Source organism: Cloacibacillus evryensis DSM 19522, from assembly GCF_000585335.1.
In the GTDB taxonomy this organism is placed as follows: Bacteria; Synergistota; Synergistia; order Synergistales; family Synergistaceae; genus Cloacibacillus; species Cloacibacillus evryensis.
In genome coordinates, this window is the sequence record NZ_KK073872.1 from 316,785 (window position 1) to 340,525 (window position 23,741).

Annotated in this window: 16 protein-coding genes and 1 tRNA gene; 5 read left to right on the forward strand and 12 right to left on the reverse strand. The window is 57.5% G+C overall.

What is annotated here, in order from left to right; genetic code table 11:
* Nucleotides 1-44: 44 nt before the first annotated feature.
* A complete protein-coding gene (locus tag CLOEV_RS17360) occupies nt 45-677 on the reverse strand; it encodes a TetR/AcrR family transcriptional regulator (protein WP_051484800.1) in 633 nt (210 codons plus the stop codon).
* 673 nt (nt 678-1,350) lie between these two features.
* Here CLOEV_RS17360 and CLOEV_RS15620 point away from each other — a divergent pair.
* Together CLOEV_RS15620 and CLOEV_RS01340 are read left to right on the forward strand one after the other, a co-directional pair.
* Entirely contained in the window at nt 1,351-1,968 is a 618-nt protein-coding gene (locus CLOEV_RS15620; RefSeq protein ID WP_169732175.1) for a TetR/AcrR family transcriptional regulator, read from the forward strand.
* Nucleotides 1,969-2,158: 190 nt separating this feature from the next.
* Entirely contained in the window at nt 2,159-6,139 is a 3,981-nt protein-coding gene (locus tag CLOEV_RS01340; RefSeq protein WP_034441438.1) for a Synerg-CTERM sorting domain-containing protein, read from the forward strand.
* Nucleotides 6,140-6,234: 95 nt separating this feature from the next.
* Here CLOEV_RS01340 and CLOEV_RS01345 read toward each other — a convergent pair whose 3' ends face one another.
* The 9 genes from CLOEV_RS01345 to CLOEV_RS01385 form a co-directional block, all read right to left on the reverse strand.
* Nucleotides 6,235-7,725 (reverse strand): efflux transporter outer membrane subunit, encoded by a 1,491-nt coding sequence (locus CLOEV_RS01345; RefSeq protein ID WP_245591093.1) that lies wholly within the window; start codon nt 7,723-7,725, stop codon nt 6,235-6,237.
* Between the two features lie 11 nt (nt 7,726-7,736).
* Nucleotides 7,737-10,874: an efflux RND transporter permease subunit gene (locus CLOEV_RS01350; protein ID WP_034441439.1), complete on the reverse strand. Its 3,138-nt coding sequence runs from the start codon at nt 10,872-10,874 to the stop codon at nt 7,737-7,739.
* A 3-nt stretch (nt 10,875-10,877) separates the two neighbouring features.
* Nucleotides 10,878-12,110, reverse strand: coding sequence for an efflux RND transporter periplasmic adaptor subunit (locus CLOEV_RS01355; RefSeq protein ID WP_245591094.1), 1,233 nt, complete (start codon nt 12,108-12,110; stop codon nt 10,878-10,880).
* A 111-nt stretch (nt 12,111-12,221) separates the two neighbouring features.
* Nucleotides 12,222-12,839, reverse strand: coding sequence for a TetR/AcrR family transcriptional regulator (locus CLOEV_RS01360; RefSeq protein ID WP_034441443.1), 618 nt, complete (start codon nt 12,837-12,839; stop codon nt 12,222-12,224).
* Between the two features lie 217 nt (nt 12,840-13,056).
* Nucleotides 13,057-14,340: a TRAP transporter large permease gene (locus CLOEV_RS01365; protein WP_034441445.1), complete on the reverse strand. Its 1,284-nt coding sequence runs from the start codon at nt 14,338-14,340 to the stop codon at nt 13,057-13,059.
* 3 nt (nt 14,341-14,343) lie between these two features.
* The gene (locus CLOEV_RS01370; RefSeq protein WP_034441447.1) at nt 14,344-14,826 is read right to left on the reverse strand and encodes a TRAP transporter small permease; all 483 of its coding nucleotides are present in this window, start codon (nt 14,824-14,826) and stop codon (nt 14,344-14,346) included.
* Nucleotides 14,827-14,830: 4 nt separating this feature from the next.
* On the reverse strand, nt 14,831-15,811 hold the full coding sequence (locus CLOEV_RS01375; RefSeq protein ID WP_008708923.1) for a TRAP transporter substrate-binding protein: 981 nt from the start codon (nt 15,809-15,811) through the stop codon (nt 14,831-14,833).
* Nucleotides 15,812-16,007: 196 nt separating this feature from the next.
* Nucleotides 16,008-16,355, reverse strand: a complete 348-nt coding sequence (locus CLOEV_RS01380; RefSeq protein WP_034441450.1) for a cupin domain-containing protein — start codon at nt 16,353-16,355, stop codon at nt 16,008-16,010.
* Nucleotides 16,348-18,489, reverse strand: coding sequence for an AMP-binding protein (locus CLOEV_RS01385; RefSeq protein WP_008708929.1), 2,142 nt, complete (start codon nt 18,487-18,489; stop codon nt 16,348-16,350). Before CLOEV_RS01385 ends, CLOEV_RS01380 begins: the two co-directional genes overlap by 8 nt.
* Nucleotides 18,490-18,659: 170 nt before the next feature.
* On the opposite strand from CLOEV_RS01385, the gene CLOEV_RS01390 reads away from it, so the two are divergent.
* Nucleotides 18,660-19,304, forward strand: a complete 645-nt coding sequence (locus tag CLOEV_RS01390) for an acetyltransferase (protein WP_050805838.1) — start codon at nt 18,660-18,662, stop codon at nt 19,302-19,304.
* A 126-nt stretch (nt 19,305-19,430) separates the two neighbouring features.
* On the opposite strand, the gene CLOEV_RS01395 is transcribed toward CLOEV_RS01390, so the two are convergent.
* Entirely contained in the window at nt 19,431-19,838 is a 408-nt protein-coding gene (locus CLOEV_RS01395) for a helix-turn-helix domain-containing protein (RefSeq protein ID WP_008708932.1), read from the reverse strand.
* 266 nt (nt 19,839-20,104) lie between these two features.
* Entirely contained in the window at nt 20,105-21,445 is a 1,341-nt protein-coding gene (locus CLOEV_RS01400) for an MATE family efflux transporter (protein WP_008708934.1), read from the reverse strand.
* Nucleotides 21,446-21,605: 160 nt separating this feature from the next.
* On the opposite strand from CLOEV_RS01400, the gene CLOEV_RS01405 reads away from it, so the two are divergent.
* A tRNA-Leu gene (locus tag CLOEV_RS01405) sits at nt 21,606-21,690 on the forward strand.
* 721 nt (nt 21,691-22,411) lie between these two features.
* Nucleotides 22,412-23,581: an iron-containing alcohol dehydrogenase gene (locus tag CLOEV_RS01410; RefSeq protein ID WP_034441455.1), complete on the forward strand. Its 1,170-nt coding sequence runs from the start codon at nt 22,412-22,414 to the stop codon at nt 23,579-23,581.
* Nucleotides 23,582-23,741: the final 160 nt, after the last annotated feature.

Below are 23,741 nucleotides of genomic sequence, written 5' to 3' on the forward strand. Positions count from 1 at the left end.
TAAACGCTGTCTGGCCCCGCAAAAACAGAACGGCCCGGATCGCCTCACAGAGCGCGCCGGCCTCCGCAGGCGCTTAGTTCTCTGTCAAAGGCGTCGAAGAGGATGTCCGTGTATTCGGGGAATTCACCCGGCAGTTTGCCGCATAGCTGTATCGCGTAAAGCCCATGAAAGATGGAGCTGATCAGCAGAGCGACCTTACCGGCGGAGACGTCCTTTCTGATCTTTCCCTCCCTCTGCCCTCTGGCGATAAGCCTCTCCGCCATCTGCCTGTCGCGTTCCATGGAATCCGAAACGAGCTGCCGCACCTGTGTCTGTACCTCCTCCGGCCATTCATAGCGCCGTCTCAGCATCATCCCGTGGATCTTTTTGTATCTCGCGTCCTCAAACAGCCTTGCGAGCGCTCTCTTGTAATAGCCGCGCAGGGCGTCGCCGCAGTCCCGCTCTTCAAAAAGGCCGAGGAAGGCCTCCCCGTCCTCGCGGCAGGTCGACTTCACCAGCTGGATCAAAAGGTCGTTCTTATTTTTGAAGTGCCAATAAAGGGCTCCCTTTGAAAGCCCGGCGTTCTGGGCGATCTCCAGGAGCGACGTGCTGGCGAAGTTTTTAACGCTGAAAATGTCGAGCGCCGATTCGAGAATACGCGCTTTGGTCTCAAGCGCCTCCACCTTTGTCCTTCTCATTTTTTCACCTCCCCGCCATGCGCAAAATCGATTCTGCGGATTATAACATGCCTGTAAGTATGTAAGTCAACGCCTGTGAAGTATCGTAGGCAATATGCAAGACGATTTGAATGATTTTAAATATGTGAATAACTTTGTGTGAGACGCGTGGAAAATCATATCCCAGGCGTCTGCCCGCGGGCGGAAAATGCATAAATGCCCTTATACATTCGGGCGGCCTCTATTGCACGGGACTTAAAAATCATTTTTACCCTAAAAAAGATAACAAACAGATTGTTTTTTATCATCGAAGATAAATATATAAATGCGGGAAAACTTGTGCTTTTTAAAGGCCGGTTTTTGCGGCATCGGGTTTTTCTAGCATGTATAAGTTCTATACGTGGAATATGTTAAAAATAACTGTAATTTGCGGTTAATTAGTATTTTTATTATCGAAAAGAAAGTATGTATAATCGCGATGGGTATTAGGACCCATACAACAAACGCCCGTCCGATAATATAATTAAAAATGGTATCAGAGATATGTTCTCGCGGTATCGGGGGAAACTTGACAGAAGAAACCTTGAACTGAAAAGTTGGAGGCGGCATTAGCGGCAATAAATGAGAGGTCCTTAGGGGGCTCTCTTTTTTTTTCGCCAGCCGCGCGCCGCCATAGTATCTAGGAGGTATGTTTTTGCGCAGGACAAAAAAAGAGGCTGATGAGACGCGGCGCCAAATACTTGAAACGGCGACGGATATGTTTATAGAAAACGGATTTTCCAACACGTCGCTTACGGATATCTCCCACAAGATCGGGATGACCAAGGGCGCCGTATACTGGCATTTCAAAAATAAGGACGACGTGCTGCTGCAGATCGTGAAGAAAAACTGTTCCCTCATCATACAGGATGCGGTAAATTCGCTGGTGGACCCGGAATCGGGCGACACGATCTTCTCGTTCTACAAAAAGGTGCTCGAACGTCCGGCCTCGGATAAGCGTTATGCAAAATTCCACAGCCTGATGCGCCAAAATCACGACTGGCCGGAGGATGTCCGACCGGCTGTTTTCGCGATATTCGACGAGACGCTGCAAACGGAGCGCAAGCTGGTGGAGAACTATATAACGAGGGCGCAGACAGACGGCATGATGCGCGCGGATATCGAGGCCGAAAAGGTGGCGGTGGTCATCGCCTCGATCATCAACGGCCTCTGTATGCTGCAGACGAAAGAACTGCTTCCGCCGGAATTTTTAAAGTATGACAGGCTGCTTTTTGAGTCGTTTTCGCAGACGCTCGCCTCTTTGAAGCTTTAGTGTTGAAAGGGATAAGGCGCGCCCCGGGCTTCTTCAGCCCCGGGGCGCGTTTTCATGAATACACCCGAAAAAGGGCCTTTTGCGGGTGTACCGCGATTTTCAATTCCATCATATACTGATATTGCCATCGATTTACCATAGGCATGCGGTACTGCTTTGCCTGAGTCATAATATATAAAGGAGTGATGACATGAAAATACCGTCAATAAAAAAACTGCTGGCAGTCTGTTGTCTGCTGGCCTCTGCTCTGGCATCGGCGGTCTATGTGCGCGCGGAGGACTCGACCTATTACACAGACCCTCTGGCGGGGATCTATGAACACGCCAGCGTCTCGCCCAAGCAGAGGCTCATCGTATCTTACCTCAACAAGGACGGCTCCATGCGCTCCTACGAAGTCAGCGGCAAAAACGCAACCGATCCGGGAACGGCGCCTGAAAGAGTGACGAAGCTGACAGACTTTGGCAGCCTGACGCAGAGCGACACCTGTCACGTATTTTCCTCGGCGGCGGCGCAGGGCAACATACTCTCCACAGTGCATCTGCAGGAGCCGTTCGCAGGCGCGACAGAGATTCCCAGCGTCCCGCAGGGGGTGCAGGTCAACACATACTTCGTTATGGAGAACAGGAACTCAAAGAGGACGACCACCTCGGCCTGGATAGAGATGACGAACGGCGACGGCCGTATCGGCAGGATGAAGATCACGGAATTCACGCCGGCCTACACCGTGGCGTGGCGCGGGGATACAATACGCAGACATGATCCGCTGATAGGTTCCAACATAAACCACGACCTTATCGCCTATGACTGGAACGGCGACGGGTACAGCGATTACCTGCTCACATTCATCACGGCCACCGACAACGACGGGCAGAACGCGAAAGTGCGCCTCGCTGTGATCGACGGCAAGGGACTCTATGAATATTTGACGGGGTCCAGCCAAACGAGGCCTTCCGTAAGATTCCTGAACGGCGAAAAAGACACTCCGTTTCTTACCGGAGACAAGAAGAACCTCGTCGGCGGAGGTTCCTTCAGAAAGCCCCCGCATAGCTGCCGCACGGCCATCGGCGACTTCGACGGCGACGGAAGGGCGGAGATCGCCGTCTACTTCACGAAGATCCGCGGAGGCAACATAACGGAGGCGCTGGACAACCACCTCGTGGTCTATAAGCTCGACAAGAATTTCTCCGCGACGAAGATATATGAGATCGACGGAAAGCCATGCGGTCGCTGGTTTCTGCAGGGGGACAGCGTCGGGCTGGCGGCTGGCAACCTGGACGGCAATACCTCCGGAAAAGACCAGCTCATATTGCTTTACGCGCGTTCCTCTCAGAACCAGAAACACACCGCGATCAATATGAGTATCCTCAGCTATCAAAAATACGACGCGAAAAACCCGGATAAGACCTTCAGCGCGACCGTCAGCGAAAAGGAACTGCGTGGCGGGTTCAGCCCCCTGCACAATATGACCGGCGGCGCGCGCGACACGGTCTCCCCGCTGGAGGTGCAGATCGGGGACTTCGACGCGGACGGATACAAGGAGCTGGCCTTTACCTTCGCGGACAGCGGTTCAGAAAGATGCAAGCTCACGCTCAACATCTTCAAGTGGAGTGACCCAACCGGTAATCTCGACGTCAATACGGGGACTCTCTGCGCATATAACCTGAATGATAATGGCATCGTCATGGGCACAAACGGCAACGCCCACCACTCCTTCGCGGCGGGGCGCTACAGCTACGCGGGGACCGCGGCCTCCGGCGGCGCAACCGTGATGGATCAGCTTGGAGTCGTCGCCGCGGCTTGGAGCACCTACGAGAGCCAGCAGCTATGCAGCGGCATCTTCACCTGGAACAAGACTGACGGGCTTGACAGAAAGGCCTTCAAGATCGACCCGGATATGCACGGCGCCTATTACTGCGTACCGCGCGCGGCAGCGGCGGACATCCATAAAGAGAGCATGGTGCTCGGTACTCCGCTTGCGATCGCGGTCACGGACAGGGTGGACCTCTACTCAGCGATTCAGGCGCCTCCGCGCCACTGGGACGCGGTAAGCGCCGACGAAAGCTCAACGCTGTCCAGAGACGAAAACGGCAACGCGATCGCCGACGTCTTTTACCGGCTCTCCGGCTATTCCACGAAAATCGACACCTCCAAGAGCTCAAGCTCGATGGTGACAAAGAGCGATACGCACGAAGGCAGCGCCGGAATCACCACGGGGATGAAGGTCGGACAGTTTAATGTAAACGGATCGAAGGCGGATCCAAACTTCGCGTGGAGCCTGAGCGTTGCCAACGAACACGCAAAGACAAAGACCAGCAAAAAGAGCTTCAGCGTGGAGATGGACACCTCGGCCACGGCGGCGCTGGACGACCAGCTCTATGCCAACACCTGCGACGCCACGGTCTGGCGCTATCCGGTCATCTGGCCGGAGGATCTGCGCATGAGTGCCGTCTCGGACGATAAGGGCAATAACGTAAAGACGCAAAACTTCATCCAGTACGTAGTGCCCGAACGTGTCGGAGGGAATCTCTTCCCTGTAAGCGGGCGAAACGCCTCATGGTACAACCCGAACCATGACAACCGCAATCTCTTCACCTATCCGCGGCAGCTGAAGCAGACGAAGGGCTACCCAGGTACGATGAAGGACGTTTGGGGAGACGAGCCGGAGGACCTCACCGGGCTGCTCCTTGCGGAACAGGACGCCGTCTACTTCGGCAACGTCGATGCGGCTTCCGCGGCCTGCTCGATAAATACGGCCCAGCATAAAGAGGCGATGGAGAAAAACAAGCTCTCCGTCACCACAAGCGTGTATGGCGGCGGCGATATTAAGCCGAAGGCGGTACCAATATATGTTACGATATACGCCCAGCTTGACGGAAATTACGCGTGGACACACTCCTGCACCACCACCTCTGACATCAGCAACACCAGCGGCGTCAGCATCCACTGGCCGGGGGCGGCCGGCTACGTCAGCAAGAGCGGCATCGCTCCCGAACAGCTCGGCTTCAAGGGCGACTTCGGCATCTACACGCAGGACGACGGAGTGCTCTGCGCCTCCTACGCGGTGCGTTTGCTGAAAGACGATAACTCCGGCAGCCTCCTCTGGGGCCCGTCGTCTCCCTACCGCAAAAAGGCCGACCCGGCGCTGAACCTCCCCAACAGATGGTACAGCGACGGAACGAGAAACACCCTGCGCAGCGGCGGATATGTCCGCGGCCTCACCTTCGCGGTAAAAAACGAGGCCGGCGTCAAAATAGAACGGAGCTACAGCAACACCGGCACACTGCTTCCGACGAACGCCAAGATCGTCGGGAAACTGAGGGTGTTCAACCTCAGCTTTAAAGAGGCGGCGAACGTGACGCTGAAGGTGTACAGGGAGCCGACCGCCTCCGTGAGCGGCGTCGTAAGCGATCCCGATCTCAGCAGAGCCGAGCTGATAAATACGGTGAATATTCCATCCATCCCCGGGCGCGACAGTTATGACGAGAGCGGGTATCTCGACAACTGGACCGACAGGGAATTTGAGTTCAAGACAAGCGGGGAAGAGAAGGCCTACTGGCTCCACTTCAAGCTGGAATCCGCCGGAGAGGAACTCAGCGGCGACAATAACTACGGATATATAATGATCGCCACACAGAACGAGGGCGAAGGCACAAAAAAATTCGCAGCCGAGCTGGTAGACCCTGACAAACTGCCGGATCTCGCGCTCAGCGGCGTTACGGTCCGCGAGTGTGACGGCGATAAGCCGGGGCTCGAAACGACGCTCGCGGAACAGATTCCGCTTGCCGGCAAAAGCTTCAACGTTTCAGGGCATGCGGCCTTTACCGCCGGCCACGTGGGGACGACGAAGTGCGACATCATCCATGGCGTAACCGTCAACGTCGTGGCGGACGGCTCCGTGATAGGCTCCGATTTTGTGCCGGGCATAGAGGACGCGTACAACTTCTCGCTGAACTTTGCCATCCCCGAGGGATATAAAACGCCAAAGGAGATCAAGCTGGTCGCGCTCTCTTCACAGATCCCGTCGGCCTACGATAAGGATCCGGAAAACAACGGCGTGATCCTCTACAGCAGCGGAGGCTCGTCCGGAGGCTGTTCGGCGGCCGGCTTCCCGGCGCTGGCGGCGCTTCTCGCGACGGCGACAATGGTTTTGCCGCGCAGGAAGGGCAGGTAGCCGAAGCATTTCGTTAACGTGATCGTTTTACACGTAGGGCCCTCCCGCGCGGGAGGGCCCTACGTGTGCCGCCGTATTTACGCGGCTGTTACTTTTTAGCTTTTTTCGCCGCTTCGGCGAGGGCCCGTTCGGCCTCTTCCATCGGCTGGCAGCCGCCGCCGAGGGCTTTGAAGAGCGCCACGGCGTTGGCCGATATCTGTCCCTGGCTGATGACGTACTCTTCCGAGAGCGACGTCAGCGAGCGCTGGGCGTTGATCGACGTTCGTGAAGTCGACGAGGCCGTTCGCGTATTTGTCGTTGGCCACGTCAAGCGCCGCCTGGGCCGCCTCGACGCCGCGCCTGAGCGATTCGCTGCGTTCGTATTCCTTCACGTTGGCGGACAGCGAGTCGCGCACCTCGCCGACGGCGGAGAGCACAGTCTGTTCGTATGACGCGAGCAGCTGCTCGGCGATCGCGCCCTGCGCTTTGATGTTGTTGCGTATCGCTCCCGCGTGGAAGATCGGCCAGCTTATCTGCGGCATGAAGCTGTAGAGCTTCGCCGGGCCTCCAAAGAGCGAGCCCCAGTTGCCGGCCTCGGTGCCGATCGAACCGGTAAGGTAGAATTTGGGCCAGAGGTCCGCCTGCGCGGATTTCTTACGCGCGAGCTGGGCGACGAGCAGCCGTTCGGCCTGGCGGATGTCGGGACGCTGGCGGATGGCGTTCGCGGGGATGCCGAGGAATCGCGTATCGGAGATCTTCGGTATCGGCTGTTTGGCGGCCAGCTTTTCCGCAAGGGTGCCGGGCACCTCGCCCACGAGGATCGCGAGAGCGTTCATCGTCTGCTCTATTGAGGATTCGATGCTCGGTATGCCGGCCTTTGTCTGTTCCATCGTGTACTGCGCCTGCTTCAGCGCGAGCGAGTCGGAGAGGCCGGAGTCTACCTTTGACTGCTGGATGTCCACGGTGTTCTGCTGCAGGCTGAGGTTGTACCTGGCGATCGCGAGGCGTTCCTGCAGGGTGCGCAGCGAGATATAGTTCATCGCCACCTCGGAGGCGAGGCTCGTCCAGGCGGAGTAGAGCGCCGCGTACTGCGCCTCGAGCGTCGCCCTCTGGGCCCTCACGCTGGCGCGCTGTCCGCCGAAGATGTCTATCTCCCACGAGGCGTCGATGCCGAGCTTGTAGAGGTTCGTGCTGTTGCCGGAGCCTCCCGCCTGTACCGGCGTGCGCCCGTTGCTCCAGAAATTTGTGGAATCCAGCCAGGGCAGGAGGCTGGCCTGGCTGACGCCGAGCGTGGCGCGCGCCTCCGTCACCTTGGCGCGGGCCGCCGCGAGGTCTCTGTTGCCTTTGAGCGACGCGAGGACCAGTTCAGTCATCATCGGGTCGTTGAAGACGTTCCACCAGCTCGCGAGCCGCTCCGGCGTCAGCGCCTGCGAGACGTCCGAGGAGACGGAGGGGACGGGATATATCTGCGCGAGCGCCGTCCATTCCCCGTTCTTGAGCTGTATGTCGCGCGAGGAGGGCTGCGGCTCGGCCTTAGCCGCGAAAGCTGTGCCGGCCGTCAGCATTATCAGCGCGGATATTGTGCATATCGTAAGTTTTTTCATCATCACGCGCCTCCTTATTCCTCTTCTCTTTTTACGGTGTTGCTTACACGCCCCTTGACCCTCTCGCGCGTTCCCTGGAAGAAGACGTAGAGGGCCGGGATGAAGAAGATACCTATTATCGTGGCGGCGTTCATACCGAAGAACATCGTCGTGCCGACCGCCTTGCGGCTTGCCGCGCCGGCTCCCGAGGCGAAGAGCATCGGGAGGACGCCGAGGACGCAGGTGAAGGCCGTCATGAGGACGGCGCGGAAACGTTCGCTCGCCGCGGTGGCCGCCGCCTGGATCAGGGGCAGTCCGTGTTCCTCACGCTGTTCTTTCGCGAATTCGACGATGAGGATCGCGTTCTTCGCGGCTAGTCCGATGAGGAGGAGGATGCCGAGCTGCGCGTAGACGGAGATGGAGAGCCCCATCACCCATAGTCCGCCCAAAGCTCCGAACATGGCGACCGGCAGCGAGAGGATGACCGGCACGGGGACCGACCAGCTTTCATACTGCGCGACGAGGAAGAGGTAGGCGAATATCAGCGCGATGGCAAGCACCATGATGATGTCGCCCTTTGAATTCTGTTCCTGATAGGTCATGCCGGACCAGTCATAGGAGTAGCCCTCGGGCAGTATCTTTTTGCTCAGCTCCGCGACTCTGGTGATACCCTGTCCCGAAGAGAACCCTGGCTTCATGACTATCGTGATGCCGGCGCTCGGATAGAGGTTGTAGCGGTCTATCGCGCGCGGCGCGAGGGTCTTGCGGAGCGTCATGAGGCTTTGCAGCGGCACCTGCTCGCCGTTGGCGTTACGTACGAAGATCCCGCCGATCCTGTCCATGTTGTTTCTGTAGTTCCATTCCGACTGGACCATGACGCGGTTGACCTGCGTGCCGATGTTGATGTCGTTGATGTAAGCGGAGCCGAAGTAGGTCTGCAGGGTGGAGAAGATGCTGCCCACCTGCACGTTCATCAGTTCCGCCTTTTCACGGTCGATGTCGAGGTAAAGGTGCGGAGTGTCCGCCGTGTATGAACTGAAGGCGTAGAGGAACTCCGGCGCCTGGTTGAGTTCCACGAGCAGCGCTTTCATGACTTCTGCGAGGCGTTCCGGGTTATTTTCCATGGTCGACTGGAGCCTCATGTCAAGCCCGGAGGCCATGCCCAGCCCCATGATTGCCGGAGGTGTGAATACGTTGGTGCTTGCCTGCGGGTATTTCGCCGCGATCTGCCTGACCTGCGCGACTATCGACGTAAGCTGCAGCTCTTTTGAGTTGCGTTCGTTCCACGGTTTTAGGGGGAGGACGATGGAGGCGACGTTTTCGCCGTTGCCGCCCATGATATTGATGCCCTCGATGTTCATGACGTCCTGGACGCCCTTGATCTTGCCGATCTCGGTCGCCATCGGGCGCACGACGGCCTGTGTGCGCGGCAGCGTCGCGCCCTCGGGGAGCTGGACGGCGGCGAAGATGACGCCCTGGTCTTCATCGGGGATGAACGAGGTGGGCGTCGTCACGGAGACGAGCCAGCAGGCCCCTATTACCGCTCCGAGCAGGACGATCGTGACGATCATGCGCCGCGCGAGCCAGGTGGCCCCTCTGACGTATCCGCGCGTGGTCTTAGCGAGGGTCGTGTTGAACCACTTCAGCGGTCCGCGCTCGGCGGGCTTGACCTCGCGCAGCATGTGGGCGCACATGGCCGGCGAAAGCGTGAGCGCGACGATGAGCGAAAATACGACGGAGAAGGAGATAGTCACAGCAAACTGCTTGTATATCTGTCCCGTGATGCCGCCCATGAACCCTACCGGTACGAAGATGGCGAGGAATACGAGCGTCGTCGCCGTCATCGGCGCCGTGACGTCCTTCATCGCCTGGATGGTGGCGGCTTCAGGAGAGCATTTGTCCCTGTCCATGATGAACGTGACTCGTTCGACGACGACGATGGCGTTGTCGACGACCGTTCCGATTACGAGGACCAGCCCGAACAGCGAAAGGATGTTGATGCTGTATCCCATCGCCGCCAGCCCCGCGAAGGTCGCGAGCAGCGAGATCGGTATCGCCGCGACCGGGACCAGCGTGACGCGCCAGTCCTGAAGGAATAGGTAACAGACCAGCACGACGAGCAGGAAGGTGATGATGAGAGTGGTCAGTATCTCTCTGATCGTCGCCTTGACGTATGTCGTCGAGTCGTAGTTTATGAGGAGCTTCATGTCCTTCGGCATAGACTGCGAAAGCTGTTCCATCGTCTTTTTCGCGGCCGACATGACGTCAAGGGCGTTTGAACCGGCGGCCTGCGAGAGCGAGATCATCGCCGCGGGTGCGCCGTTGACGCTCGCGTGGGTGTTGTACGTCTCCGAGCCGAGCTCGATGCGCGCGATGTCGCGGAGCTTGACGAGGCCGCCCTGTTCGGTGGTGCGGACGATGATATTGTCAAACTCTTTGATGCTGGAAAGGCGTCCCCGTGTCTGCAGCGAATAGACGATGGGGCTGTTGAGGTCGCTGCCCGGCGTCGCGCCGATCGAACCTATCGAAGCTTGCTTGTTCTGGCTCTGGATCGCCGCGGCGACGTCGCTGATCGACAGGCCGAGCGAGGCGACGCGCGCCGGGTCAAGCCAGATACGGATGCTGTATTTGGAACCGAAGACCTGGACGTCTCCCATGCCTGGAACGCGCTTCATCGTGTTTCTGATGTTGCCGTAGGCGTAATTCATCAGCGCAAGTTCGTCATAGGTCCCGTTCGGAGACAGCAGCGCCAGGTACCCAAGCGTATCGGAGAATGACGTCTCCACGGTGATCCCCTCCGCCGTGACCTCCGAGGGCAGCTGCGGCGTGACCTGCGAGACCCGGTTCTGGACGCGGACGAGCGCCATATCGGGGTCGGTGCCGGTGGCGAAGGTGATGGTGAGCTGGTATTGCCCGTTGTTGCTGGACGTCGAGTTCATGTATATCATGCCTTCGACGCCGTTGACCATCTCTTCAAGAGGGGCTCCGACTGTATTTGCGAGAGTACTGGCGTCGGCGCCGCGGTAGGTCGTCGATACCTGTATCTGCGGCGGCGTGACGTTGGGGTACTGCGCGACTGGCAGCGAGAAGGCCGCGATCACGCCGGCAAGGGCCATCAGGATACTGATGACCATTGCGAAGCGCGGGCGGTCTATAAAAAATTTCGCGAACATTGGTTAATTTTCCTCTTTCGTTCCCGTATCGCCGGAATTTATGATCTCGGCTCCCGAAGTTTCGTCAAGCACTGAATTTGATGTCGCTTCGTTTGCCGAGGCCGATGTGTCTATTCTGACCTTGGTGCCGGGACGGAGGTTCTGCAGTCCCGCGACCACCACATTCTGGCCGTCTTTCAGTCCGCTCACGACTTCACGCAGCGTGCCCATTTCGCGTCCCAGCTTGACCCTGACGTCGCGCACGGAGTTGTCCGCCTCCACCACATAGACATAGTCCCCCTCCGCGTCGGCCATCACCGCCGTCTGTGGGATGACGTTGACTATGCGGCTCTTGACGGGCTGCGTGAAGACGCGCACCATCTCGCCGGGGATGAGCATGCCGCTGTCGTTTGTATAGCGCAGGCGCATCATGACCGTGCCCGTCATCTGGTCCACGGTGTTGTCCTCAAAGTCGCGCTGTCCGGGCACGTCCAGCTCGGAGCCGTTGCTGAGGATGAGCTTCGTCTTATATACGGAGCCCTCTTTTTTGAAGAGCTCGAGCTGATCGAGATAATCCCTGTCGGGCAGCGTATAGGAGACGCGGACCGGGTCCATCTGTACGATCGTCGCCAGTGCGCCGCTGGAAGGAGTCACATAGTTCCCCTTGGTGAGGTTCGCGATGCCTATTTTGCCGGTGATGGGGGCCGTGATGCGGCAGTAGCCGAAATTTATCTCGGCGAGGCGCAGGTTGGCCTTCGCCTGCGAGACGGCGGCCTTTCCCTGCAGCACGCTGCTCTCCGCGGTATCACGGTCGGCGGCCGATACCGCCTGGTCGTTGGCGGCCATCACGCGCTTGTGATATTTTTCAGCCTCGGCAAGCGTGGCCTCGGCCTTTTCCAGTTCCGCTTTCCTCAGCGCCACTGTGGCCTGATACTGAGCGGGGTCTATCTGAAAGAGCAGCTGTCCGGCCTTGACGATGGAGCCCTCTTTGAAGCTGACCTTGGCGATCTCGCCGGAGATCTGCGGCTTTACCTGTACGGTCTGGATCGCCTCGACGCGTCCCACATACTCCGAAGGCTGCGATGAGGAGTCGGCTTTTTCCACGGGTTTCACGATCACCAGCGGCTCCGCGGCCTGCGCCGTCTGCTGCTGTACCGCCTTCCCGCCGCTCCACGTCCTGTAGCCGTAGACGGCCGCCGCGGCGATCACGACGACGAGCGCTATTTTGATCCAGCCGGATTTCTGCTTGCTGTTCAACTCAATATTCCTCTTTTCTTCTGAGTTTTGCATTTTCTATACGCACCTTCTCTTTCTTAAAAATCCATATAAGCAACGCCGTCCCGAGAGACATGGCATATTATAGCGAGCTCATTGCTGCTTTATATTCAATTCTTTCTCAAACGCGTCAAATAGTATATCGGTATATTGCGGGAATTCCTTCGGCAGCATACCCGAAAGCTGCATCACGCAGAGCCCGTGGAAGATCGAGCTTATGAGAACGGCCAGCGCCTCGGCCGAGATATCTTTCCGCAGCCGCCCCTCTTCCTGCCCCTTACGGACGAAATTTTTCACCATCAGCTTTTCCCGTTCCATGGAATCCTTTATGATTTGGCTGACGCTCTGTTGGATATCTTCCGGCCATTCGTCCCTCTTTGTCATGATCTTGTGGATCTTTTTGTTGCGGTCGTCCTTCAGCAGGCGGGCGAGGTAGTTCTTATAATACCTTCTCAATTTTCCGCTTGAGTCGGGGGCGTCGAAGAGGTTTTTCACCCGGTCTTCCCCGTGCCTGCATATCTCTTCGAAAAGCCGCAGGAGCAGGTCGTTCTTATTTCGGAAGTGCCAGTAAAGCGCGCCCTTTGTAAGCCCCACGTTTGCGGCGATCTCCGTTAAGGAGGCGTTTGAAAAATTTTTCTCGCTGAAAATATCAAGCGCCGATTCCAATATTTTCGCTCTGGTCTCGAGCGCCGCCTCTTTTGTCCTTCGCATTCTTTCACCTCCCGCTTATATAGATAACAAGCTAGAGAATTATACATACCTACGGGGAGGTATGTCAATAGAGAAGAGGTTAATTTTAAATTATGCAAAATAATTTTAAAGAATATTAAAATGTGTATAAAATCTTAAAAATTAAGATGAAACGGGCCGGCATAAAATGTGCCGGCCCGCGGAAGATCATCTCTGGCGATCTGGCTGGCTTCCTCCGCTAAGCGCCGGAGGAGACGACCATGTTCGGCAGCCAGGTGGACAGCTGCGGAAAGGCGATTATCAATATCAGCACGAGCGTCATCGCGGCGAGGAAGAAGAAGATGTAACGGAAAGAATCTTCGTAGGCGATATCGGCGACCTTGCAGGCCGTCATGAGGTCCACGCCCAGCGGCGGCGTGTTGGCGCCTATCGCCATATTGACGCAGACCATCACGCCGAGGTGTATCGGGTCCACGCCTATCTGCGTCATGATCGGCATGAAGATCGGGATCACGATGAGGATGATCGCCGTCGTCTCCATAAAGGTGCCGAGCGCGAGCAGCATGAGGTTGAAGAAGATCAGCACCACCCAGTAGTTGTTGGATACGCCGAGGATGGCCTCCGCGATCTTCTGCGGGATATCCTGCGACGTAAGTATCCAACCGAAGAGGCTTGCCGCCGATATGATGAAGAGTACGACGGCGCTCGTCTTCGCCACCTCCAGGCATATCTCGAAGAAGCGGCGCCACGAAAGCTTGCGATAGACATATTTCGACAGTATCAGCGCGTAAAAGGCGGCGACTCCTCCCGCCTCCGTCGCGGTGAAGATCCCCTGCAGAATGCCGACGATGATGATCGCCGGCGTCACCATCGGCAGGAAGGCGCCCTTGAAGGCCTCCCACTTCTCACGCGCGCCGGTCTTCGGCAGCCGCGGATAGTTTTCTTTGGAGGCGAAATAGTAGGAGATCGCCATCAGCGAGCCGCCGGCCATGATGCCGGGGATGAAGCCGGCGATGAAGAGTTTGCCGATCGAGGTCCCCATCGTGACGCCGAGGATGACCATGACGATGCTGGGCGGGATTATCGTCGCCAGCGCCCCTCCGCAGCCGAGCAGCGAAGCGCTGAAGGCCGGACGGTATTTCTGTTCTTTCATCGCGGGCAGCATTATCGAGCCGATCGCCGCGACGTCCGCCACGCCGGAGCCGGAGATGGCCCCGAAAAACATGCAGGAGACGACCATGACCATCGCCATGCCGCCGCGGATGTGGCCGACCATGCTGGAGGCGAAGCGCATGATGCGGGGCGTGATGTCCCCTTCCGCCATCAGCGCGCCCGCGAGCAGAAAGAGCGGTATGGCGAGCAGCGTGAAGGAATCCGCGCCGACCACCATGCGCTGGGCGATGACGAGCACGGGCAGCGCCGATTCAAAGAGCAGATAAAGCGTGCCGGAGACGGCGATCGAATATGAGATCGGCACGGCGATCGAGATGCCGATGATAAGCGCCGCGGCAAGGATGAACATATCTTACGCCTCCCTGCCGAAGAGCCGGACGATGTTGCGCAGAACGACGGCGGCCATCAGCGCGCAGCCGATCGGAAAGGCCAGATAGAGTATCCCGGCGGGGATCTGCAGAGTCGTCGTCGTCATGCCCCAGGTCTTCTGTACGAGCCTGACGCCGCCCGCGGTGCCGCAGGCGAGGAACAAAAGTATGGCCAGGTCGCCCGCAAGCAGGAGCAGTTTTTTCATCAAGGGGCTGTTGACCCTGTCCATGACGACGTTGATCTCCATATGCTCACCGCCGACAAGCGCGACCGCCGCGCCGAGGAAGGTCATCCAGACCAGGATCGTTTGGCAGACCTCCGCGCCCCAGGCGATGGACTGGCGGAAGATATAGCGCGAGACCACTTCCAGCAGCACCACCGCAAAGACGGTGATCACGCCTGATATGAGCAAAAGCTCAAGAGGGCGGTACGCCCTCTTGAGAAAGTCGTTGTTTTTTTGAGGCATCGGTCTATTTCCCGTATTCGTGCACCATATCCATCAGCTCTTTGCCGAAGGTGCTTTCGTAGCTCTTCCACACGGGCTGGACGGCCTTCTGGAAGGCGGCCTTGTCAACGTCGTTGACCTTCATGCCCTTGGCCTTGAGCTTGTCAAGGAACTCGTTCTCTTCCTTTATAGTCTCTTTGCGCTGCGCCGCGCACCACTTCTGCGCGAGCTTCCTGACCGTCTCTTTATCCTTGGCGGAGAGCTTGTTCCAGACGTCGCTGTTTACGCAAAGCACGGCCGAACCCCATATATGTCCCGACTTGGAGAGATATTTCTGCACCTCGTTGAAGGCGTTCGAGTAGATTATCGCGTATGGGTTCTCCTGGCCGTCTACTACTCCCTGCTGCAGCGCCGAGTAGAGCTCGCCGAAGTTTATCGCCATCGGGGCGGCGCCGAGGAGCTTGAAGGTGTCGAGGCGCATCTTGTCGGGCGTCACGCGGAGCTTGAGTCCCTTGAGGTCTTCGGGCTTCACGACGGGCTTTTTGTTGTTGGTGATGTGGCGGAAGCCGTTCTCCCACCAGGCGAGGCCGACGATGCCCTTTTTGCCCAAAAGGTCGAAGAGGTACTTTCCGAGCTTGCCGTCAAATGCCTTATAGGCGGCCTCGTGTGTCGGCCAGGCGTAGGGCAGGGCCTCGATGCCGAACTTCGGGTCTATCGACTGGAACGAGCCGCCGCCGATAAGGCCGCCGTCGACCGTCCCGAAGGTGAGCCCCTCGACCATGTCCTTCTCGTTGCCAAGCTGCCCGCTGGGATAAAGCTGGATCGTGACGCGTCCCTCAGTTTCTTTCTTGACGTCGTTGGCAAATCCGGCAAGATTTTTGTGCCATGAGTGGTCGGTGTTGAGGACGTGCCCGATTTTGATCGTCGTCGCGGCAAATCCGGAGGCGGCAAAGAGCGCCGTCGCCGCCAGTGCGAAAGATAATACCAAAGCCAATTTCTTCATCATTTCAAAAGTTCCTCCAGTACAGATATTTTATGAAGCGTAATGATAGTACCGTTTAACGAATGTGTCAATATTTTGAGAGCGGATCTCTTGCATTTTGACAAAAAAATCCCGGCAGACGATGCCGTTTGCCGGTACGATAAGAGAATGATAAATATTTTATGAGGTGTAAATCAAATTTAGGTTAATAAAAGCATTCCTATTCCGCGACCACCGCAAAAAAGACGAGCGGTTCGCCGCCGCGGTTTTTTAAAGCGTGAGACATCCCTTTTTTGGTCGTAAAAATATCTCCCGGGAGCGCGGGGCATTCGCCGCCGTCATAAATGTAAACGCCCTCTCCCGAGAGGATCGCGTAGACCTCTTCGTCGCTGTCGTGGCGGTGCGGCCCGATGCTTGCCCCCGGCGCGAGCTCGATGCGGGAGGCGAGCGTCAGCGGTCCCCGCGCGGGAAGCGGAGAGGCGAAGATCCTGGCCTCCCCGTCGCCTCCGCGTATGTTCGAGACCGTCCTGGGCTCGCCGTCCTGCTTGATCAGAGATACGCTACTCATCGGAACTCATGTTCTTCAGCATTTCGTCAAGTTCGACATAGCTCGTCTTGCCGTTGCCGAGAAGCGGTATGGTCTCCATATAAAGAAGCTTTTTGGGGATCGCGATCTCCGCCATCCCGAGCTCTGACAGCCTCTGGCGCAGTTCGTCCCGTTTCATATCGGCCCTCGTCGTCACAGCCGTCAGCGTCTCGCGGTTCGCGCCGTGCATCATCGTGACGGCGTGCTGATCCTCGGGCCATATCTCGAACATCGCCTCTTCGACGGCGGCGAGCGAGATCATCTCCCCGCCTATCTTCGCGAAGCGCTTCGCGCGGCCGAGGATCGTCACGTAGCCCTCGTCGTCTATATGGACGATGTCTCCGGTGTCATACCAGCCATCCTTCGGCGGCTCCAATACTCCGGGATTGGAAATGCGCAGATAGCCGAGCATGATGTTGTCGCCTTTAAGCCACAGGCGGCCGCCGTCATGAACGCCGTCGACCGGTTCAAGGCGGTATTCAAGCCCCGCGACGATCGTTCCGACCGTGCCCGTCTTGTGGTGCGCGTAATAATTGTTGGAGACGACCGGGGCGGCCTCCGTGACGCCGTAGCCCTCGGTTATGCGGGTGTTGAAGCGCTCGAACCAGGTCTGCTGTGTGGACGGTTTGAGTTTTTCGCCGCCCTGCACGAGGAGGCGCATCGTCGCGAAGTCGTAGTTGTCGCTCGCGGCCTTCGCGTAGCCGGCAAGGAAGGTATCCGTCGCGAATAGCAGCGTTATGCGCTCGTCGTAGCAGATGGTGGCGATCGTCTTATAATGAAGCGGCGACGGATAGAGGTAGACGAAGAAACCGAGCGAGACGGGCATAAAGACGCCGCAGAGCCCGAACGAATGGAAGATCGGCATCGCGTTGAGGACGCGGTCCGAACGGTAGAAATCGACGCGCGTGAACATCTGCGCGTGGTTCGTGTTAAGGTTTTTATAGCTGAGGACGACGCCCTTCGGCGCGCCCTCCGAGCCGGATGTGAAGAGGATCACGGCGGGTTTCTCCGCGGCCCCCGGCGTCACCGGGTCTGAACGCAGGAAGGGCGTGCGCAGGGCGGCGGAGAGTTTTTTGCCGGTCGTGATCAGCGGAGCCACGTCCTCAAGCCAGAAGATGCGGATGCCGGCCTCCTCGATGGCGTTTGAAAGGGCCTCCAGCTTGCCGAGCTCGATGAACTTGCGCGACGAAACGACCGTCTTTACGCAGGCGGAGCGGCAGCAGTTGACGAGCGAACGCGGCCCGAGCGAGAAGTTCAGCATCGCCGGCACCTTGTCCATCTTCTGCAGCGCGTACATCGCAATGACGCCGCCGAGCGACGTCGGCAGCAATACGCCGATGTTGTCCCCCTCTAGGTTTTGTTCGCGCAGCGCCTCTTCGATAAGAAGGATGCGCGTGATAAAGCCGTTATAGGTTACCGGTTTGGCGCCGGCGTCGCTGAAAATGCGCACGTTGCCGCCGAATTCCCTGCGCGCGTCAAGAAGGATGTCCCAGAAGGGTTTCTGCTTCCTGCGCGCGGAGAGCGACGCCTCGTCCATGATGCGCTCCAGCGCCCGCCCGGCGGCGGCGTTGCGCTTCGAGCCCGTCAGCCCCTCGGGGATGTTGAGATTCTGGACGGGGAAGACGGTTATCGTCACCTCGGAAAAGAAACGCACCCCGCGTTTGTGCTGGATGCGCGAAAAGGGCGTGCGTTCCGTGCCCTTGATATGTATCGGCAATATCTTCGCGTCGGTATGGTCGGCGATCATCGCGACTCCTTGCGAGACCTTCATGGGATTGCCGATGATTGTGGGCTGCAGCTCGGGGAAGATGACACACCGCCCCCCGTTTTTCAGCAGGCTGAGGAAATATTTAAGCGTGAGCGGCGCGTCCGCGTCCAGTATATGCGTGTCCGCGATCGGCAGGAAAAATCTGGCGAAGCGTTTCTTCGTCAGCCGCCGCTCGATGGCGAAAGGGACCTTTTCCGGCAGAAAGGCCGCCAGGATCAGCGGGTCGATAAACGACACGTAGTTCGGCGCGATGAGGACCCCTTCTCCGGCGTTTTCCCAATTTTCCCAGCCCTTCACCTTCACCCTGAAGAAGAGACGCAGTATAAGTTTTACAATAAGTCGACGCAAAAAAACCCCTCCGATGGACCCGCAAAGAATAGTGGAAACTCAAGTCCAGTATAATACATTCATTATATCATGATATGACCGGATTCCGCAGTTTTTATTTTACTTTATAACGAATTAGGATACAATAAATATATCGTAAATATATATATAAATGGACAGAAAGGGTGGTAATGATGGAGAAGAAGGAGAAAGTATTTCTTATCGGTGCCGGAGACCACGCAAAGGTCGTGCTCTCGACGCTTGAGGCCTGCGGCGTGGAGTGCGCGGGGATCTACGACGATAACCCGGAGCTGTGGGGAAGGACGCTCTGGTGTCTTCCCATCATAGGAGCGGTCTCGGAGATGCCGGATACGCCTGAGACGATGGCTGTCATCGCGATCGGCTCGAATACCGCGCGCCGCACGATAAGGGAAAGATTCAAAGAGGTCTGCTGGCCGGTGTTCGTTCATCCGCAGGGAATCGTCCACAGTTCGGTGCGCATCGGCGAGGGGACGGTCGTCTTTGCCGGGTGCATAATCGAATCCGACGCGGAGATCGGGAAGCAGTGCATCATCAACTCCGGCTGCTTCATCGGCCATGACAGCAAGATCGGCGACTTCTGCCAAATGGCGCCGAAGAGCGCGATCGCCGACAGCGTGATGCTGGGCAGCGGCGTCTTCCTCGGACTCGGTTCGATGGTGCGCCCGTATACGACGATCCTTGATGACGTGACGGTAGGCATGGGCAGCTCTGTCGTCAAAAAACTCGGCCCTGGCGGCACCTACGTAGGCACTCCGGCGAGAAGGATAATGACGCCGGTGGTCGGAAGCGACTAGCTTAAAACCAGGCGCGGCCGCCGCTCCATAACGCGGATCATGCGCCGCGGAAAATGACGGACGGGGAGGCTTTTTCCGTATTTTGCGGCAGTCTCCCCGTCTTTCTATTGTTAAAAATCAAAAGCTTTATCTATCCGCTTTATTCAAGGATCTCAGGCAGGCTTCCAGCATATCGGCGATGATGCCCCGGTCTGCCACTGACAACGGCGGTAAATTGTCTATGCCGTGCCAGACTCTCCCGAGCATCATCGTTATCTCTGGTACCGTCAGATACCGCCTCTCTTCGTCCGCGATCCCATCCGAAGAAAGGCGCGGAGCCTCGCCGGGCGCGGAGCGTCCCTCGCCGCCCAGCCAGAATGCCAGTCCCTTGCCGGAACGTTCCACGACTTGCGATAAAATACGGTAGGACGGTTCTTTTTTGCCGCGTTCCAACTCGCTATAGTATGTGGCAGAGATATCCAAAATCTCTGATACTTTAGCCTGTGACCTGTCTCCCCGATATTCCCGCAGCAATTCCGCAAATGATTTAGCCATGTAATAGACATTAAACAGTCTCAATAAAAGAAGCAACACAAATAAGCGTATGTATCATACGTTATGGCGTTGATTCATACGCAACTGAAGATATGTGGCGCAGGCCGGGTATGCGTTTCAGCCTCCATCCGCCGCCCTGCCGGACGGCACTAAGATCACCTCCCGCCTTTCGTATCTGTCGACAGAGGGCGAGGCGGAACAGTTATCCGCCTCGCCCGAGGAAATCGTCGTCATATAGCTTCCGGTATGCGATAGGCAGATGCCGGTCACTTCACCGCCAGAGCCGCGGGGCTCTTGAGCCAGCGTATCGTCCAGACAAGGAAACCCAGGGAGATGACGCATCCGCCGACATCTCCGCATGGGAACGACATCCAGACGCCGAGCAGCCCGAAGATGCGCGGCAGCATTATCAGCGGGATGAACATGCAGAGCACGTGGCGGCAGAAGGAGAGAGCGAGCGAGGCGAAACCCTTTCCCAGCCCCTGGAGCGCCGAATTGGTGACGATCGTCACTCCCATGAACGGAAGCCCTATATACCCGACGCGCATTCCCGGCACGCCGATCGCAAGCAGCGCCTCGTCGTTCGTGAAGAGCCGCATCATCGGCCCCGCGAAAATTTCAGCGAGGGTGAAGCTGATAACATAAAACCCGACGGCCATGCCGAGGGCGCAGTATATCGCTTTTATGACGCGCTTAGGCATACCGGCGCCGTAGTTATACCCGATGATCGGCTGCGAGGCCTCCCCGATGGCCATCGCCGGCAGGAAGAGCAGGGAGTCAAGGCTGAGAAATATCCCCATCGCCGAAAGCCCGGCGTCGCCGCCGTATTTTATGATAAGCTGGTTCATCAGCGTCATATAGCAGACGAAAGAAAGCTCCATAAAGAAGGGAGCGCTGCCGACCGCGCATATCCTCTTAAAGACATCCCAGCGGGGCAGGCCGATGAAGTGCGCGCGGATGCGCAGGGGGGCTTCCCTCCGCCAGAAGAAAGAGAGGCCGAATACCGCGGAGACCGCCTGCGCGAGCACGGTGCCGTAGGCCGCCCCCGCGACGCCCATGTCGAGAGTTATGATGAAAAAGGCGTCGAGGATGACATTGCTGACCGCGCCCACGATCTGAGTGCACATGGCGAAGCGGGGATTCCCGCTCGCGCGCACGAGAAAATTGGCGCCGAAACCGAAAAGGCCCAGGGGCGCTCCGAGCAGGATGATGCGCAGATAGGGGCGCGCCATTTCGAGCACCTCGCCGGAGGCGCCGGAGAGGCGCAGCATGGCGTCCACCGCGAAGAAACTTGCCGCGATAGAGGCCGCGCCGACGATCGCGAGCAGGACGAACGTGGTGGTGAGCGCCTGTTCGGCTGGACGCCGCCGGTTGGCGCCGAAGAGGATCGATACTCTCGACGCGCCGCCGACGCAGATAAGCAGCGTGAAGGCCATCAGCATCATCATCATGGGAAAACTCACCGTTATCGCGGCAAGCCCGACAGAGCCGACATAACGTCCGACAAATATGCGGTCCACGATATTATATATGGCGCCGGCGATCATGCCGATTATGGCCGGCAGCGCGAAACTCAGGATAAGCCTGGGTATCGGCTCGCTCCCCATGCGCCTGTGCTGTTCTTCTTTTGAAACTGCAGAGTTAATGATAAAAACTTCCTTTCATTGTGATTATCACGCCATTATAACATACGAAAATAAAACGACGAATCTTCGCGAAAAGGCTTGACTAATCAGTGATTTTTTTATATACTTCCCTACGTTGAGCGCCGGGGTGGTGGAAATGGTAGACACGCACGTTTGAGGGGCGTGTGGGGCAACCCGTACGAGTTCAATTCTCGTCTCCGGCACCATTACTTAACAAACCCTCACGAGGCTGGTTAATGACCAGCCTCTTTTTATTATCCGGCGGTAATACAAAGCGATTCGCACAAAACGCAAGAGCGGCGTTTTGGCTCTCTGCTTTTCCGGCACCATTACTTAACAAACCCTCACGAGGCTGGTTACGTACCAGCCTCTTTTTATTTCCCTGACGTACAGACTAGGCGACCTCGCACGGCATCAAAGATGCCGGCTCCCTGCCTATCCGGCACCATTTACTTAAATACCCTCATGAGGCTGGTTTTTAACCAGCCTCTTTTCATTATCCGGCGGTAATACAAAGCGATTCGCACAAAACGCAAGAGCAGCGTTTTGGCTCTCTGCTTTCGGCACCATTACTTAACAAACCCTCACGAGGCTGGTTAATGACCAGCCTCTTTTTATTATCCGGCGGCAAGACAAAGCGATTCGCACAAAACGCAAGAGCGGCGTTTTGGCTCTCTGCTTTCGGCACCATTACTTAACAAACCCTCACGAGGCTGGTTAATGACCAGCCTCTTTTCATTATCCGGCGGTAATACAAAGCAATTTAATGACAGGCTGGGACGCTGCGTCTGCCTGCCGCGCCGAGACGGTAATTTCCTCCTAAAAGATTTCTTCATCGTCGCTTGACTTAGAGTTGACTCCAAGCCTTAATCTATGAAGCGTAAGGAACAAACAGACGATTTTCTTAAAAAACGGAGGATATAAAAAATGAGTTTTACGATGTATGTACCGACAAAGACGCTCTTTGGAGCCGGGATGCTGAACAAGCTGCACGAGCAGAGGATGCCGGGCAAAAAGGCGCTGATCGTGATTTCCAAGGGAAAATCGACTAAGGCCAACGGCTATCTCGCGAGGGTGGAAAACGAACTTAGACTCGCGGGCATGACGTGGGCGCTGTTTGACAGGGTGGAGCCGAACCCGCTGCGTTCTACCGTGATGGCGGGAGCCGCCGCGGCGCGCGAAAACGGCTGTGATTTTATCGTTGCGCTTGGCGGCGGCAGCCCGATGGACGCTTCGAAGGGTATTGCCGCGATGGCGGTCAACGACGGCGACCTATGGGATTATATCCATTCGGGCAGCGGCAAGGGACGCCCGCTCGCAAACCGGCCGCTGCCGATCGTAGCGATCACGACGACGGCCGGCACCGGCTCCGAGACGGACCCGGGCGGCGTCATCACGAACGAGGAGATGCATGAAAAGAGCGCGATCCTCGACGAAAATCTCTTTCCCGTGCTTGCCGTCGTCGATCCCGAGCTGATGGTCTCCGTGCCGCCCAAGTTTACCGCGTATCAGGGTTTTGACGCGCTCTTCCACAGCGTGGAGGCCTATATCGCGGGAACGGCGAACCTCATGAGCGATATGTTCGCGCTCGCGGCGATCGAGAATGTGAGCCGCTATCTCGCGCGCGCGGTGCGCGACGGCGGGGATATTGAGGCGCGCGAGCATGTCGCCTTTGGAAATTACGCCTCGGGCTTCGTGATGTGCGTCGGCAGCTGCGCGAGCGAGCATTCTCTGGAACACGCGATGTCCGCCTATCATCAGGAGCTGCCGCACGGCGCGGGGCTGATCATGATAAGCCGGGCCTATTACACGCACTTTATCGAGCGTCATGTCTGCGACGAGCGTTTCATCCGCATGGCGAAAGCGATGGGGATGGCGGATGCCAGCGAGCCGATGGATTTCATCAGGGTGCTGACAAAGCTGCAGGAGGAGTGCGGCGCGGCGGAGCTCAAGATGTCCGACTACGGCATCAAGCCCGAGGATTTTGAGACCCTTGCGAAGAACGCGATAGATACGATGGGCTTCCTCTTCCAGTGCGACAGGGAGCCGCTCAGCATAGAGGACTGCGTGGCGATATACGCGGCCTCTTATAAATAAAGACAGCCCGGAGCCGGTTCTCCTTTCCGCCGGCGGTACGCGAAGACGCCCTCTGTCAGACGGGGGCGTTTTCGCATGTTTAGCCCCGGCCGGATCGTCCTCAGGTCGGCGTACAGAGTATAGCGGCTCTTGCCGGCAGCCGGGACCGTGCGTTTTTCCC